Here is a 14,167-nt window from a genome sequence, read left to right on the forward strand (position 1 = left end):
CCGCGCGCGTCGGCGGTCCGGGTGGCAGACTGTCCGCATGAGCCGAGCAGGACAGCCCGCCGAAGCCTCCGACCTCGTCGACATTGACGAGCTGGTCAACGCCTACTACGACCGCAAGCCCGATGCCGCCATTGCCGAGCAGCGCGTGGCCTTCGGAACAAGCGGTCATCGCGGCTCGTCGCTGTCGACGAGCTTCAACGAGAACCACATCCTCGCCACCACCCAGGCGATCGTCGATTACCGCGCCAGCCAGGGAATCACCGGCCCGCTGTTCCTCGGTCGCGACACGCACGGACTGTCCCGGCCGGCCGAGCGCAGCGCGATCGAAGTGCTCGTCGGTAACGGCGTGGACGTGCGGGTCGACTCCCGCGATGCGTGGGTGCCGACCCCCGCACTGAGCCTCGCGATCCTGGCCCACAACCGGGGCCTCGACGCCGCCGACCCCACCCGCGCCGACGGCATCGTCGTCACCCCGTCGCACAACCCGCCGCGCGACGGCGGCTTCAAGTACAACCCGCCGCACGGCGGCCCCGCCGACACCGACGCCACCGGCTGGATCGCCGAGCGCGCGAACGCACTCATCGCCGCCGGGCTCGAGGGCGTCACACGCACCCGCTTCGCCGACATCGACACGTCGCGGCTGGGCAGCTACGACTTCCGCGAGGAGTACGTGCGGGACCTGGCGAGCATCATCGACGTGGATGCCATCCGTTCGGCGGGGGTGCGCATCGGCGCGGACCCGCTGGGTGGTGCATCGGTGGAGTACTGGGCCCTCATCGGCGAGGTGTACGGGCTGGACCTGACCGTCGTCAACCCGGACGTCGATCCGACGTGGCGGTTCATGACACTGGACTGGGACGAGAAGATCCGGATGGACCCGTCTTCGCCGTCGGCGATGGCCTCGCTCGTCGCGGCGCGCGCCGACTACGACATCCTCACCGGAAACGACGCCGACGCCGACCGGCACGGCATCGTCACACCCGATGCGGGCCTGATGAACCCCAACCACTTCCTCGCCGTGGCGATCGACTACCTGTTCCGCCACCGCGAGGGGTGGCCGGCGGATGCCGCTGTGGGCAAGACCCTGGTGTCGTCGATGATCATCGACCGCGTCGCGGAGTCGCTCGGGCGGAGGCTCCTGGAGGTGCCCGTCGGGTTCAAGTGGTTCGTGCCGGGCCTGCTGGACGGGTCGGTCGCGTTCGGCGGCGAGGAGTCGGCGGGGGCATCGTTCCTGCGCAAGGACGGCACGGTGTGGACCACCGACAAGGACGGCATCCTGCTGTGCCTGCTCGCCGCCGAGATCTTGGCCGTCACCGGCAAGACGCCGTCGCAGCGCTACGCGGAGCTGGAGGCCGAGTTCGGTTCGTCGGCCTACGAGCGCGTCGACGCGCCCGCGACCCCTGCCCAGAAGGCGACGCTCGCCAAGCTCGCCCCCGAGTCGGTCACCGCGACCGAGCTGGCCGGCGAGCCGATCATCGCGAAGCTCTCGCACGCGCCGGGCAACGGCGCCGCGATCGGCGGGCTGAAGGTGCAGACCGAGCACGCGTGGTTCGCAGCCCGTCCCTCCGGCACCGAGGACGTCTACAAGCTGTACGCCGAGTCGCTGCGAGGCCCCGAGCACCTGCGCGAGGTGCAGGCCGAGGCCCGCGCCGTGGTCGCCGCCGCCCTCGGCGGCTAGTCACTCCCGGGCCGTGAGACCGCAGCTGGTCGCCGAGACGGGGGGAATTTCCCAGGGTCTCGGCGACCAGCTGTCGTTTCAGCGCGCGGAGGCGCGCGGTGGAGGGGGCAGACTGGCGGGATGCCGATCATCGACAACGCCGTGTACGTCGCGGGCCAGCGGATTCGCAACCCGGAGAATCTCGAGCAGACGTTCGAGCACATGCAGGAAAACCACGGCATGGCGTGGATCGGGTTGCTGCGACCGACGCCGGAGGAAATCCACCAGGTCGCGGCGGAGTTCTCGCTGCATCCGCTCGCGGTGGAAGACGCCCTGTCGGGCCACCAGCGCGCCAAGATCGAGCGATACGGCAACATCCTGTTCACGGTGCTGCGCCCAGCCCGCTACGTCGACGCCACCGAGACGGTGGAGTTCGGCGAGCTGCACCTGTTCGTCGGCCCGGACTTCGTCGTCACGATCCGCCATGCCGACGTTCCCGACCTCGCCACCGTGCGGCGGAACCTGGAACGCCAGCCCGAGCTGCTCGCCAAGGGCCCCGAAGCGGTGCTGGCGGCGATCCTCGACGAAGTGGTCGACGAGTACGCCCCGGTGGTCGAGGGGCTGCTGACCGACGTCGACGAGATCGAGGACGCCCTCTTCGGCAACACCGGCGCCGAACTGACCCGGCGCATTTACGACCTGTCACGGGAGGTGATCCACTTCCAGCGCGCCGCGGAGCCGCTCACCGAAATGCTGGAGGGGCTGCTGCGCGGGGCGGACAAGTACGCGCTGGACCTCGAGCTGCAGCGGTCGCTGCGCAACGTGCTGGACCACGTCATCCGGGTCACCGACAAGCTGGCGGCGATGCGGTCGATCCTGGAGAACGCGCTGGCGGTCAACGCCACCCTCGTCACGCACCGGCAGACCGACACCGCGCTGGCGCAGAGCGAGCAGGTCAAGAAGATCTCCGGGTGGGCGGCGATCCTGTTCGGCCCCACCCTGGTGGGAACCATCTACGGCATGAACTTCACCCACATGCCCGAGCTGGACTGGGTCTGGGGGTACCCGATCGCGCTGATCTGCATGGCGGCGACGTCGGTGGCCCTCTGGCTGGTGTTCAAGGCCCGTCGCTGGATGTGACGGCGGTCCGTCGCCCCGGACCGTGAGACCACAGCTGGTCGCCGAGACAGTGGGAACCAACCACGGTCTCGGCGACCAGCTGTGGTTTCAGCGGGGAGGGGGCGGCGGGGGTCAGGCGCGGAGGAGGGCGGCCAGGAGCGGCAGCTGGGACTCGTCCTCGAGGGCCGAGCCAACGGCGACGACCTTCACCCCGGCAGCGAGGAAGGCGCCGGCGTTGGAGGCATCCATACCGCCGGTGGCGACGAATCGCACGTGCGGGAACGGTCCGCGGATGTGCTTGAACCAGTCGGCACCGAGCCAATGCGCAGGGAATGCCTTGAGCCACGTGAGCCCGAGCGCGACGGCCTGCTGCACCTCGCTGGGGGTGGCGACCCCGGGCAGGATCGGGATGCCGCGCTCCTGCGCCGCACGCACCACCGCGGCGTCCAGCCCCGGCGCCACCAGGTACGACGCCCCGGCGGCGATGGCGGCATCCACCTGCGCCACGGTCAGGATCGTGCCGGCGCCGACGGCCTTGCCCCGCTCGGTGCCGAGGCGCACGACCTCGCGCAGCGCGCGGTCGTCTTCTTCGGTCTGCAGCGGCACCTCGACGGAATCGATGCCGAGGTCCCAGGCCGTGGTCGCCAGGCGCGCCGAGCGCTCGAGGCCCATCCCCCGCAGGATCGCCATGAGCGGGGCACCGGCGAAAATCTCGTCGAGGCGGCGCGAATCGGCCGGAGCGGTCATGCGGGAGTCCTTTCGGAAGGGGCGGCGTCGGGGAAGTCCCCCGTCGTCTGCATCGTGAGGGCGGCGCGGGCGTGCCCGGCGCGCAGCCGCGCGGCGGGGCCGTCGCCGGAGAGCAGCGCCGCGAGGTAGCCGCCGGCGAACGCGTCACCGGCGCCGACCGGTTCGACCACATCGACCACGAGCGCCGGCTCGAACATGGCAGCCTGCCCGTCGAAGAGGGTGGCGCCGACGGCGCCGTCCTTGACGATGAGCTGCGGCACATCCGCCAGCAGCGCGCGCGCCGCTTCGGGGGTCGCGGCCCGCCATAGCGTTTCGGCTTCGTCACGACCGACGAAGACGATGTCGGCGCGACGGGCGAGGGCGAGCAGCGGGGCGGATGCCGCCGCCGCCGACCACAGCGGCGCGCGGTGGTTCACGTCGAAGCTCACCAGCACGCGGGCCCGCCGCGCCCGGTCGATGACATGTGCGAGGAACGCGGCGGCCGAGACCGACAGCGCAGGAGTGATGCCGGAGACGTGCACGACGGCGACACCGTCGAATTCCAGCGCGTCGGCGTCCGCCCGCGACAGGTGCGATGCGGCGGAACCCGCGCGGTAGTACGTCACACCCCGGCCGGGGTCTTTCACGTACAGCCCGGTCGGATGCCGCCGGTCGATGTCCACGCGCGAGATGTCGACGCCGCGGGAGGCGATGCGGGCCGCGATGCGGCGCCCCAGCGCATCGTCGCCGAGCCGCGAGTACCAGGCGGCGGGGACCCCGGCCGCCGCGACGTGGGAGGCGACGTTCGACTCGGCGCCCCCGGCATCCAGCCGGAAGGTCTCGGCAGCCTCCACGGGGACCGCGGTCATCGGGGCGACCATCGCCATGGTCTCCCCGATGGCCAGCAGCGCGCCGTCGCGCAGGACAGGGAGCGAACCGGTCACTTCAACGTCGTGACGGGTGCGGCGTCCATGTCGTCGAACGTCTGGTTCTCGCCGGCCATCGCCCACACGAACGAGTATGCCGCGGTGCCGACGCCGGAGTGCAACGACCAGCTGGGCGAGATGATCGCCTGCCGATCGGCGACGACCAGGTGACGGGTCTCCTCGCGCTCGCCCAGCAGGTGGATCACGCGGGCATCCTCGGGCACGTCGAAGTACAGGTAGCACTCGGTGCGGCGGTCGTGCGTGTGAGCGGGCATGGTGTTCCACATCGAGCCCGGGTGCAGAGAGGTGACGCCCATCACGATCTGGCAGCTCTTGACGCCGTTCTCGTGGATGTACTGGTTGAGCGTGCGGCGGTTGCTGGTGACCTGGTCGCCCAGTTCGCGGACGGTGCCCTCCCCCGGTGAGACGAGCGCCGCCGGGTAGGCGGTGTGAGCGGGTGCCGAGAACAGGTAGAACTGCGCGCCGCTGTCGCCCTCCGCGTCGGCGAAGACGACCTCGCGGATGCCGCGCCCGAGGTACAGGCAGGCACCCTTGACCATCGTGTAGACCTCGCCGTCGGCGGTGACCGTTCCGGTGCCGCCGACGTTGATGATGCCCAGCTCGCGGTGCTCGAGGAAGTAGTCGCTGCGGATCTCGGGGTAACCGGTCAGCGACAGCTCGGCACCGGCGGGCACCGCCCCGCCGAGCACGATGCGGTCGTGGTGCGTGTACACGACGGTGATCTCACCGGGAACGAACACGTCGGGGACGAGGTACTGGTCGCGCAGGTCCGCGGTGGTCATGCCGGGGATCTGGGCGGGGTTGGTGGCGTAGCGCTGCTGCATGGAAAGCTCCTGCTCGATTCGGGGTTTCAGCGGACGAGCCAGCCGCCGTCGACGGGCACGATGGCGCCCGTGACGTAGGCGGAGGCGTCGGAGGCGAGGAAGACGAAGGCACCCTGCAGGTCCTCGGGCGTCCCCCAGCGGCCGGCCGGGATGCGGGCGAGGATCGTGGCCTCGCGCTCGGCGTCGGCGCGGATCGGGGCGGTGTTGTCGGTGGCCATGTACCCGGGGGCGATCGCGTTGACGGTGACGCCGGAGGCTGCCCACTCATTGGCGAGCGCCTTGGTGAGGCCCGCGACGGCGTGCTTGGAGGCGGCGTAGCCGGGCACGAACAGGCCACCCTGGAACGACAGCATCGAGGCGATGTTGATGATGCGTCCGTGACCCTGCGCGATCATCAGGCGACCGGCGGCCTGCGACAGGTGGAACACTGCGTCCAGGTTCAGCGCGAGCACCTCGTCCCAGTCGGCCGCGGAGTGCTCGGCAGCCGGGGTGCGGCGGATCGTGCCGGCGTTGTTGACGAGGATGTCCAGCCGTCCCAGTTCGGCGACGACCTCGTCGATCGCGGCGGCCAGCTCGGCCGGTGCGGCCGCGCCCAGGTCGAGCTGGATGCGGTGCACGCGGCGGCCCGTCGCCGCGATGCGCTCAGCGGTCTCGGTGGCGTCGCCGCGGTCGACGAGGGCGATGTCGGCGCCGGCTTCGGCCAGCGCCACCGCAGCACCCTGACCGAGGCCACGGCTGGAGCCGGTGACGACGGCGACCCGGCCGTCGAGGCGGAAGCTGTCAAGGATCATTCGGTTCCTCCGATGAAGGTGGTGGTGAGTTCCCCGATGCGCTCGACGCGCACGGTGACCGAGTCGCCGGGACGCAGCGGCCGGTGGGCGGCCTGCGCCTCGGGGAGTTTCTGCGGTGTGCCGGTGGAGATGACGTCCCCCGGCTCCAGCGTGATGACCTGACTGAGGTAGGCGACGATCTCGGCGACGGGGAAGATCGTCGTCGCCGTGGACTGCGACACCGTCACGATCCCGTCGCGGATGACCTCGACCAGCAGATCCTGCGGGTCGCCGACCTCGTCGGGCGTGACGATCCAGGGTCCGAGCGGCGCGAAGGAGTCGAAGCACTTGCCCAGCGCCCACTGGCTCTGCCGCCGCTGCCAGGTGCGGTCCGACACGTCGTTGAGGATCGTGTATCCGGCGACGTGATCCAGTGCGGCATCCGGGGTCACGTTCTTCGCCCGCCGGCCGATCACGACGGCGATCTCGCCCTCGTAGTCGACGTCGTCGGCGACCGCCGGCACGACAACGGGGTCAGCGGGACCGGACAGCGTGTTGCGGGTCTTCACGAACACGTCGGGAGACGCCGGATCGTCCGCCGTCGGATCCACGCCGTCGGGCACGTGACCGCGGTAGTTGTAGCCGAGGCACAGGATGGTGCCCGGCCGCACGGGTGCTTCCAATCGGACGGATGCCAGCGCCGGCAGCGTTGCCGCGTCGACCGCTGCGACGGCGGCGCGCACCGCGGCCAGGCGAGCGTCGTCGGCGAGGATCGCCACGAGCGGATCGGCGCCCAGGTCCAGCAGACGATCGCCGTCCGGCGTGCGGATGACCGCGCCGGCACGGACAGCGGCGTCACCGCGATAACTGACGAGCCTCACCAGGACGGCCTCCAGTCGGGCTGGGCGGCTCGGGTGAGCGCCTCGAGGTAGAAGTAGTCGCCCCACAGGGTGCCCTCGTCGACGCCGACGCTCTTGGGGAAGTCGTAGACGCTGTGCAGGATCACCGCGTCGGAATCCTCCGGCTGGGCGGGGGTGTAGTTCTCGATGAGCGAGGCGAGGATCTCGTGCGCCGCGTCACGCCAGCGTTGGGCGCGGGCGGGGTCGGTCTCGGCATCGGCCAGTTCGAACAGGCCGCACACCGCGATCGCCGCAGACGAACTGTCGCGCGGGGCGTCGGCACCGTCGGTGTAGACGAGATCCCAGAACGGCACGCGGTCGGCGGGCAGGTGCGCGAGGAAGTAGTCGGCGCAGCGCCGCGACGCCTCAAGCAGGGTCTCGTCGCCGGTGGCCCGGTGGTTCAGCGCGAACCCGTAGATCCCCCAGGCCTGTCCCCGCGCCCAGCACGAGTCGTCGAACGCACCCTGCTCGGTCGCACCTCGTAGCGGCTCGCCCGTTTCGGCATCCCAGTAGAAGGTGTGAAACGTCGTGTCGTCCTCGCGGAGGATGTGCGTGCGCAGCTGCGTGGTGTGACGGCGCACCGCATCGGCGAACCGCTCATCTCCCGTCTGCTCGCCCGCCCAGGTGAGCAGCGGCATGTTCATGAGGCTGTCGATGATCGTCCGGCCGCGCTGGGCGGGGTCGGACAGATCCCCCCACGCCTGCACGATGCCGGCCGGTTCCAGGAACCGCCGCATCAGGTGATCGGCGGCCTGCAGCGCCGCGGCGCGCGCTTCCGAGTCGTCGAGCAGCCGCCACGGGGCGACGGCGGCCAGCGTGTAGAGGAAGCCGAGGTCATGCGTGTCGAGATCATCTTCCTCACGCACCCGGCGGGCGAAGTCGGCGACGTGGGCGAGGCCGGCCTGACGGAAGAACTCGTCACCGGTCTTCTCCCACGCGATCCACATCATCCCCGGCCAGAAGCTCGTGGTCCAGCCGCGGTTCGCGCCTTCGGCGAAGTCACCGGCGGCGGGACGCACCGGGTAGCGGTCACCGGCGGTGGCGTCGTCTGGGTAGCGGATGCCGAAGGTGTCGATGTTCCGCCGGAGGGTGGCCAGCACCGCGCTGGTCGCCGCTGCGATCCGGGGATCGGCGGAAACGGGCGCACCGGTGCCTGGGAGGGAGGTCATGAAGAGAGTGTCCTTCTGGGGGTCAGGCAGCCACGGGCTCGGCGTCGCCGAGTACAGGGCGGAGGATGTAGCGGGCGTTGGCCCAGGCGACGTACAGCGCGGGAGCCGCGGTCAGGCCGATCGCGATCGCCGGCATCGCGGTGAACAGCGTCACCTGCAGGGCCAGCACGGCAAGGGAGACCAGGCTCAGCCACCAGCGGCGCACGCTCAGGTAGAGCGCGGTCTTCACGATCGTGCTCAGGCGGGCGGCGGGCTGTTCGGCCAGTGCGACCAGCGAGACCAGGCCGGCAGCCAGCACCAGCACCGCGATCACCCCGAGCACCGGGATGATCGCGACGCCGGCTTGCATGGGCGAGAAGAAGCGCACGTCGACCAGCACCACCACAGCCGTCGCGGTCACCGCGAGACCGACCAGCATCGCCTTGCGCCAGGTCTGCCGCCACCCGCGGAGGAACGCCCGCACGATGTGCGGGTCGCCCTCTCCGTGGGCACGGAAGGCACCGAACGCGGCGGTGAACCCGGGAGCGCACAGCGGCGCGACCACGGCGAGCATCGGCCAGGACAGCGCCGGGTCGGTGATGACCAGCAGCACCACCAGCGGCAGGCAGGATGCCAGCAGCAGCAGGTTCACCATGAGACCCAGGTAGGCCACCCCGAAGACCGTGGCGTAGGTGTTGTGCGAGATGCGCTTCATCGCCGTCAGCCCTTCATGCCGCTTGTCGCGATGCCCTCGACGAAGTACTTCTGCCCGAGCAGGAAGATGATCGCGATCGGGATGACCGAGATCGTCAGACCAGCGAACAGCAGCGCGTAGTCGGTGTCGTAGAGATTGCTGACGAAGCTCTTGAGCCCCAGCTGGATCGTCCACAATTCCGGGTCGCGCAGGTAGATCAGCGGCCCGAGGTAGTCGTTCCAGGTACTGGTGAACGTCAGCAGCGACAGGCTCGCGATCGCGGGGACCGACAGCGGCAGCATGATGCGTCGCCAGATGCCGTATTCGCTCAGGCCGTCCAGCCGCGCCGCTTCCGACAGGTCCTCGGGGATCGTCTCGTAGAACTGCTTCATCAGGAACACGCCGAACGCGCCGAACGCCTGGATGAGGATGATCGCCCACAGGGTGTTGGCCACCCGGAAGTCGGACAGCAGGATGAACTGCGGGATCATGTACGACTGCCACGGCACCGCGATGGTGCCGATGTAGCAGAGGAACAGGATGTCGCGACCAGGGAAGCGGATGCGAGCGAACCCATAGGCGGCGAACGAGCCGGTGAGCACCTGGAGGAAGGTCACGACGACGGCCAGCAGCAGCGTGTTGCGCATCCAGACGAGCATGTTCGACTCGGTCCAGATGTCGAGGTAGTTCTGCCAGACGAAGACCTCGGGGATCCACTGCACCGGCACGCTGAAGACCTCGTTCGCGGTCTTCAGCGAACTCATGACCATCCAGAAGAATGGGAGCAGGAGCCCTGCGGCGGCAACGAGGAGCGCGGTGTACAGCGCGACCCGGCCGACACGCTGCAGCGGTGTCCTGGTGTCGGTCTTGCGCGGGCCGGGTGAGGGGTCGGCCGCGAGCTTGCGGAGGGCGCGGCGGTCCTCGGCGGGGACGAGCAGCTCGGTCATCAGACATTCCTCCGCTTGTTCCAGATGAACTGGAAGATGGTCACGCCGATGCACAGGAAGAACAGCACGACGGCGGCCGAGGAGGCGTAGCCGAACTGGTTCTCCTCGAACCCCTTGCGATAGATGAACTGGGAGATCACGGACGTGGACTGCCCCGGCCCGCCATCGGTCATCACGAGGATGAGATCGAAGATCTTGAACGAGTTGATGGTCAGCATGACGGTGACGAAGAACATCGTCGGGCGCAGGCACGGAATGGTGACATTGCGGAACCGCTGCCACGCCCCGGCACCGTCCACGCGGGCCGCTTCGTACAGCTCCCGTGGCACTGTCTGCAGGCCGGCGAGGAACAGGATCATGTAGTACCCCATGTCGCGCCACGTGCTCACGATGACCACGGCGGGCATGGCCCAGTCCGACGAGGTGAGCCATCCGGGCGGGTTGGCCATGCCGACGGCGCGCAGGATCTGGTTGATGGGGCCGTAGTCAGGGCTGAACAGCAGGTTCCACACCACCGCGATCGCGACGATGGACGTGATGTAGGGCAGGAACGCGGCGGTACGGAAGAACGCCACGCCACGCAGCTTGTTGTTCAGCAGCAGTGCGAGTCCGAGCGACGCGACGATCGTCAGCGGGATGTGCAGGGCGGCGTAGTAGATGGTGTTCCAGAACGAGATCCGGAAGCTGCCGTCCCCGATCAGTCGCTCGAAGTTGGCGAAGCCCACCCAGGTCGCGGTGCCGAAGACGTTCCAGTTCGTCATCGACATGTAGAACAGCGTGACGACGGGCACGAGGGTGAGGGTGGCGAAGCCGAGGAAGTTGGGGAGGATGAAGCTCCACCCCAGCAGCGTGTTGCGCAGTGTCAGCTTCGATCTGCGGCGACGCTGCGACGGCTCGGGGCGGCCGGCCTTCGTGGCGGCGGCGGTGGTCATGGGGTCTCCTTGGGGAGGACGGCGGGGGATGCGGCCGGCGCGGACGCGCCGCGCCGGCCGCAGGGTCGTCGGCTGACCGACGGTGAGGTCAGTCGACCTGGACCTCGTTCTCGAAGCGGGCTTCGGCGTCCTTGATGGCCTGCTCCACCGGGGTCGATCCGGACAGGATCGCGGTGTGCATGTCCAGGAGGATGTTCTGGATCGTCGCGGTCTTGTTGGACGTCGGGTTCTCCGGCGCCACCTCACCGGTGGACCAGGCGAACTTCGACAGGTCGTCGGTGGGGGCACCCTCCACGGCGAAGTACGCCTCGGTGACGGTCTCGTCCGCGACGGCCGGGGTGATGCCGATCTCGGCGAGCAGCTCGGCTGCCTCAAGGCTTGCGGCGAAGGCGAGGAACTCCTTCGCTGCCTCCACCTTGCCCTCGTCGATGCCGGCGTTGATCGACAAACCGGTCGGGTCGCCGAAGGTCAGCGGGGTATTGTCGGTGCCGGTGGTCTTCTCATCCGCCTGCGGGATCGGTGCGATGCCCCACTCGAAGGTGTCTGCCTCACCTGCGGCCTGCTGCGCGATGAGCGTCGCGGTGTACCACGTGCCCATCGGCAGCATCGCTGCCTTCTGCATGCCGAACTCGCCCTGGTAGGTGAGCTGGTTGGCGCTGGAGGTGTTGAAGTCGATCTGCGCGCCGGCATCCTGCATGTCCAGGACACGGTCGTAGTAGTCCGCGAAGTAGCCGAACTCGCCGGAGAGCACGTCAGTGCCCTCCTGCGCGCTGGCGAAGCCCTGCACGGTCGACTGCCAGCGGTGCTGGTAGGCGCCCTTCGCGGTGCCCGATTCGGAGATGGCGGCGGCGGCGTCTGCGTAGTCGTCCCACGTCCAGCTGCCGTCGGGGTAGTCCACGCCTGCGGTGTCGAACAGCGCCTTGTTGTAGAACAGCACCCAGCGGTCCTGGCGATACGGGACGCCGTACGCCTTGTCGTCGATCTCGTACGACGATGCGCCGCCGACGCCGTCGGGCAGCTCGACGTCGGACACGTCGAGCAGCTGGCCCCCCTCCTGGAAGGTGGTGACGAACTTCACTTCCTTCTGGGTGATGATGTCGGGGCCGACACCGGCGGCGAGGTCGGCGGTGACCAGCGTGTTGTACTCGGCGGAGTCGTACTCCTTGAGTTCGACGGTGACGTCGGGGTTCTTCTCGTGGAAGGCGTCGGCGAGGACCTGGAACTCCGGCGTCGTGGCCAGGCTCCATCCCGAGAGGGTGAGGGTGACGGGGCCTTCTTCGGTGGTGGCCGCGGGTTCGGCCTCCCCGCTGCACCCGGCCAACGTCAGGCTGGCCATGACGGCTACTGCCGTCGCGGCTGCAAACTTGCGCTTCATGCGTATTGCTCCTTTGCGATTGCGTTCGAGGCCCCACTTCGGGCTTCGTGGTGCCGGGTCGCATCGGGCGACTCGGGGTCTGAGAGACGGGTCACGGTGCGTCGGCCGTCGGGCCAATCCACCGTGGCCGTACGGCCGTCGAGCGAGACCGTCGCGGAGGTGGCCGCAGGCTCGTCACCGCCGGCAAGGTCGATGATCACGATGGTGGGCACGCCTACGCGCACCGGATGCTCGGTCACGGGCACGAGTGCGCGGGACCCCAGCGGGCTCGCATCGTCACGGGCGACCAGCGCCGCGGTGCCGTCGGTGAGCGAGCGGATGCCGCTGACGCGGCCATTGCACCCCGCCCAGGCGCCGGTGGTGTCCGACCCGCCGCGCGGTGCATCGCCTGCGATCGCCCAACCACCGATGCGCAACCGCAAGGATGCGGCATCCTGACCGGATGCGAGTGCGTCCACCGTCGCGATGCGCACCTCCCCGGAGCCTCGGACCAGCGAATGCACGGTCAGTCGACCGGCGATCTCGACGGTGCCTGCCAGACCGGAGCCGTGGCGCTGCGCGGTGGGCGCCGGGGTCACCCAGTGGGCGTCCCACGTGGATGAGGCGATGCCGATGTGTCCGTCCGCGTCGTCCTGCACGCGGGCCTCGAGCAGCCGCATGGCGGTGCGGTGCGTGCCACGACCGTCGGCATCGACGAGCGCAACGGATTGCTCCAGCGGTTCGACCCAGGCGCGCTCGTCGACCAGCGGTGCGGCGGCGGTGGAGTACCCGATGCGGGCGTACAGCGGCGAGTCGGCGACGAGCGCGTCCGGGCGGGCGTGATCGGTGCCGTGGTTGACGATGCGCACGATGCCGTCGGCGCGGGTACCCGAGACGATCCATCCGGGCGAAGCGATCGCGGTGAGCAGGTCGCCCTCGGCGACCGGCAGTGGCTCGGCCGGGGCCGCCCACACCGGGTGGTCGGCCGGCAGGGAGATGCCGATGAATCCCTTGACGGCCCAATAGGGCGAGCCGGGACCGGAGTACGACTGCGCGAGCGGACGCCACTGGTCGTGCCACCCCATGGTGAGGATGCCGTCGGCGTCGGGGGCGGCGTGGTCGGCGAAGTGCGCGACGATCGCGGCGGCGGCGCGGCGCAGCCGGCCCAGCGAGTGCGAGGGCACCTCGGCGATCGCGCCCACCCAGTAGACCGCGGCGGCGGCGAAGCGGTAGATGAGGCTGCGGCCCTGGATCAGCGGCGAGCCGTCGCCGCCGATGAGGTCGAGCGCGTCGGTGAGGAAACGGTCGAGGCGTGCGACATCGCCGGCGGTGCGGCCTGCTGCGAGCTCACCGGCACCCGACATGCGCGACCACAGGATCGGGTACACGTGCAGCGCCCAGCCGATGTAGTGGTCGTACGAGCGTTCGTCGCCGTCGGAGAGCCACCCGTCCTCCCGCACGAACGAGTCATGGCGGGCGAGGTCGGCGGCGATGTCGGTGGCGGACCAAGGGCCGCCGACCGAGCGGAGGAAGGTCTGCACGACGATGCGGAACCAGACCCAGTTGGTCTGCGGGTAGGTGTCGTCGCCGACGACGGGCGCGAAGTAGTCGATGACGCGCTGCTGCGTGATGGCGTCCAGGCGCTCCCAGATCCACGGTCGGGTGAGGTCCAGGACGAGCGCGATGGATGCCGCCTCGACCTTCGCCTGCGCGTGCTCGTCCATGCGCACCCACCGGTCGGCGGCATCCGGGTCGACACCGGTGGCGATGCCGCGCGCATAGAACGCGATCAGGTCGTCAACGCCTTCGCCGCGGGCGCCGGCGATGCGGAAGCCCGCGAGCAGGAAGGTGCGGGCGAAACCTTCGAGCCCGTCGACGGCGTGGCCGTAGCCGCCTTCGGCGCCGGGGAACTCGATGCGCCCCGCGCCGGGCGTGGCGTGGCTGCGGGCGGCGGCGAGCATCGCGTCGGCGCGGGCGATCCACTCATCGCGGCTCCAGTCGCCGCTCGTGGTGTTCGGGTGCTCGGAAGCCACCGGTTCTCCTTCGAAGTTCCAGGTCGTCTTCTACGGCGACCGATTGGGAGATTATCAACCTAATTCGATCAATTGCAAGACTGAAACAGACTTGTTATGGTCGTTTCTGATCGATTT

13 protein-coding genes are annotated in these 14,167 nt (G+C 69.6%); 2 read left to right on the forward strand and 11 right to left on the reverse strand.

What is annotated here, in order from left to right; translation table 11 throughout:
• Nucleotides 1-37 precede the first annotated feature (37 nt).
• Nucleotides 38-1,678, forward strand: a complete 1,641-nt coding sequence (gene pgm / locus NQ151_RS09000; protein ID WP_257527865.1) for a phosphoglucomutase (alpha-D-glucose-1,6-bisphosphate-dependent) — start codon at nt 38-40, stop codon at nt 1,676-1,678.
• A gap of 120 nt (nt 1,679-1,798) precedes the next feature.
• Entirely contained in the window at nt 1,799-2,797 is a 999-nt protein-coding gene (locus tag NQ151_RS09005) for a magnesium and cobalt transport protein CorA (RefSeq protein ID WP_257527866.1), read from the forward strand.
• A 111-nt stretch (nt 2,798-2,908) separates the two neighbouring features.
• On the opposite strand, the gene NQ151_RS09010 is transcribed toward NQ151_RS09005, so the two are convergent.
• The 11 genes from NQ151_RS09010 to NQ151_RS09060 all read right to left on the reverse strand — a co-directional run bounded on the left by NQ151_RS09010 (nt 2,909) and on the right by NQ151_RS09060 (nt 14,050).
• Entirely contained in the window at nt 2,909-3,523 is a 615-nt protein-coding gene (locus NQ151_RS09010) for a bifunctional 4-hydroxy-2-oxoglutarate aldolase/2-dehydro-3-deoxy-phosphogluconate aldolase (RefSeq protein WP_257507646.1), read from the reverse strand.
• Nucleotides 3,520-4,446, reverse strand: coding sequence for a sugar kinase (locus tag NQ151_RS09015; protein WP_257527867.1), 927 nt, complete (start codon nt 4,444-4,446; stop codon nt 3,520-3,522). The genes NQ151_RS09010 and NQ151_RS09015 overlap by 4 nt, the downstream gene beginning before the upstream one ends.
• Complete coding sequence (gene kduI / locus NQ151_RS09020) at nt 4,443-5,273, reverse strand: 5-dehydro-4-deoxy-D-glucuronate isomerase (protein WP_257527868.1); 831 nt, start codon at nt 5,271-5,273, stop codon at nt 4,443-4,445. Before kduI ends, NQ151_RS09015 begins: the two co-directional genes overlap by 4 nt.
• 26 nt (nt 5,274-5,299) lie before the next feature.
• Nucleotides 5,300-6,064: a 2-dehydro-3-deoxy-D-gluconate 5-dehydrogenase KduD gene (kduD, locus tag NQ151_RS09025; RefSeq protein WP_285169401.1), complete on the reverse strand. Its 765-nt coding sequence runs from the start codon at nt 6,062-6,064 to the stop codon at nt 5,300-5,302.
• Nucleotides 6,061-6,924: a fumarylacetoacetate hydrolase family protein gene (locus NQ151_RS09030; RefSeq protein WP_257527869.1), complete on the reverse strand. Its 864-nt coding sequence runs from the start codon at nt 6,922-6,924 to the stop codon at nt 6,061-6,063. The genes kduD and NQ151_RS09030 overlap by 4 nt, the downstream gene beginning before the upstream one ends.
• On the reverse strand, nt 6,921-8,111 hold the full coding sequence (locus NQ151_RS09035; RefSeq protein WP_257507642.1) for a glycoside hydrolase family 88 protein: 1,191 nt from the start codon (nt 8,109-8,111) through the stop codon (nt 6,921-6,923). Before NQ151_RS09035 ends, NQ151_RS09030 begins: the two co-directional genes overlap by 4 nt.
• A gap of 22 nt (nt 8,112-8,133) precedes the next feature.
• The gene (locus NQ151_RS09040; RefSeq protein ID WP_257507641.1) at nt 8,134-8,805 is read right to left on the reverse strand and encodes a DUF624 domain-containing protein; all 672 of its coding nucleotides are present in this window, start codon (nt 8,803-8,805) and stop codon (nt 8,134-8,136) included.
• Between the two features lie 5 nt (nt 8,806-8,810).
• Entirely contained in the window at nt 8,811-9,731 is a 921-nt protein-coding gene (locus tag NQ151_RS09045; RefSeq protein WP_257507640.1) for a carbohydrate ABC transporter permease, read from the reverse strand.
• Complete coding sequence (locus tag NQ151_RS09050; protein WP_257507639.1) at nt 9,731-10,663, reverse strand: carbohydrate ABC transporter permease; 933 nt, start codon at nt 10,661-10,663, stop codon at nt 9,731-9,733. Before NQ151_RS09050 ends, NQ151_RS09045 begins: the two co-directional genes overlap by 1 nt.
• An 88-nt stretch (nt 10,664-10,751) precedes the next feature.
• Nucleotides 10,752-12,038: an ABC transporter substrate-binding protein gene (locus tag NQ151_RS09055; RefSeq protein ID WP_257527870.1), complete on the reverse strand. Its 1,287-nt coding sequence runs from the start codon at nt 12,036-12,038 to the stop codon at nt 10,752-10,754.
• The gene (locus NQ151_RS09060; RefSeq protein ID WP_257527871.1) at nt 12,035-14,050 is read right to left on the reverse strand and encodes a DUF2264 domain-containing protein; all 2,016 of its coding nucleotides are present in this window, start codon (nt 14,048-14,050) and stop codon (nt 12,035-12,037) included. The genes NQ151_RS09055 and NQ151_RS09060 overlap by 4 nt, the downstream gene beginning before the upstream one ends.
• Between the last annotated feature and the right edge of the window lie 117 nt (nt 14,051-14,167).

The sequence above is a fragment of the Microbacterium sp. zg-YB36 genome, from assembly GCF_024623575.2.
In the GTDB taxonomy this organism is placed as follows: domain Bacteria; phylum Actinomycetota; class Actinomycetes; order Actinomycetales; family Microbacteriaceae; genus Microbacterium.

Coding starts and splice junctions, on each gene's coding strand:
- NQ151_RS09050 (WP_257507639.1), bottom strand. CDS start 10,663: ATGACCACCGCCGCCGCCACGAAGGCCGGCCGCCCCGAGCCGTCGCAG.
- kduI (WP_257527868.1), bottom strand. CDS start 5,273: ATGCAGCAGCGCTACGCCACCAACCCCGCCCAGATCCCCGGCATGACC.
- NQ151_RS09010 (WP_257507646.1), bottom strand. CDS start 3,523: ATGACCGCTCCGGCCGATTCGCGCCGCCTCGACGAGATTTTCGCCGGT.
- NQ151_RS09005 (WP_257527866.1), top strand. CDS start 1,799: ATGCCGATCATCGACAACGCCGTGTACGTCGCGGGCCAGCGGATTCGC.
- NQ151_RS09035 (WP_257507642.1), bottom strand. CDS start 8,111: ATGACCTCCCTCCCAGGCACCGGTGCGCCCGTTTCCGCCGATCCCCGG.
- NQ151_RS09045 (WP_257507640.1), bottom strand. CDS start 9,731: ATGACCGAGCTGCTCGTCCCCGCCGAGGACCGCCGCGCCCTCCGCAAG.
- NQ151_RS09055 (WP_257527870.1), bottom strand. CDS start 12,038: ATGAAGCGCAAGTTTGCAGCCGCGACGGCAGTAGCCGTCATGGCCAGC.
- NQ151_RS09040 (WP_257507641.1), bottom strand. CDS start 8,805: ATGAAGCGCATCTCGCACAACACCTACGCCACGGTCTTCGGGGTGGCC.
- pgm (WP_257527865.1), top strand. CDS start 38: ATGAGCCGAGCAGGACAGCCCGCCGAAGCCTCCGACCTCGTCGACATT.
- kduD (WP_285169401.1), bottom strand. CDS start 6,064: ATGATCCTTGACAGCTTCCGCCTCGACGGCCGGGTCGCCGTCGTCACC.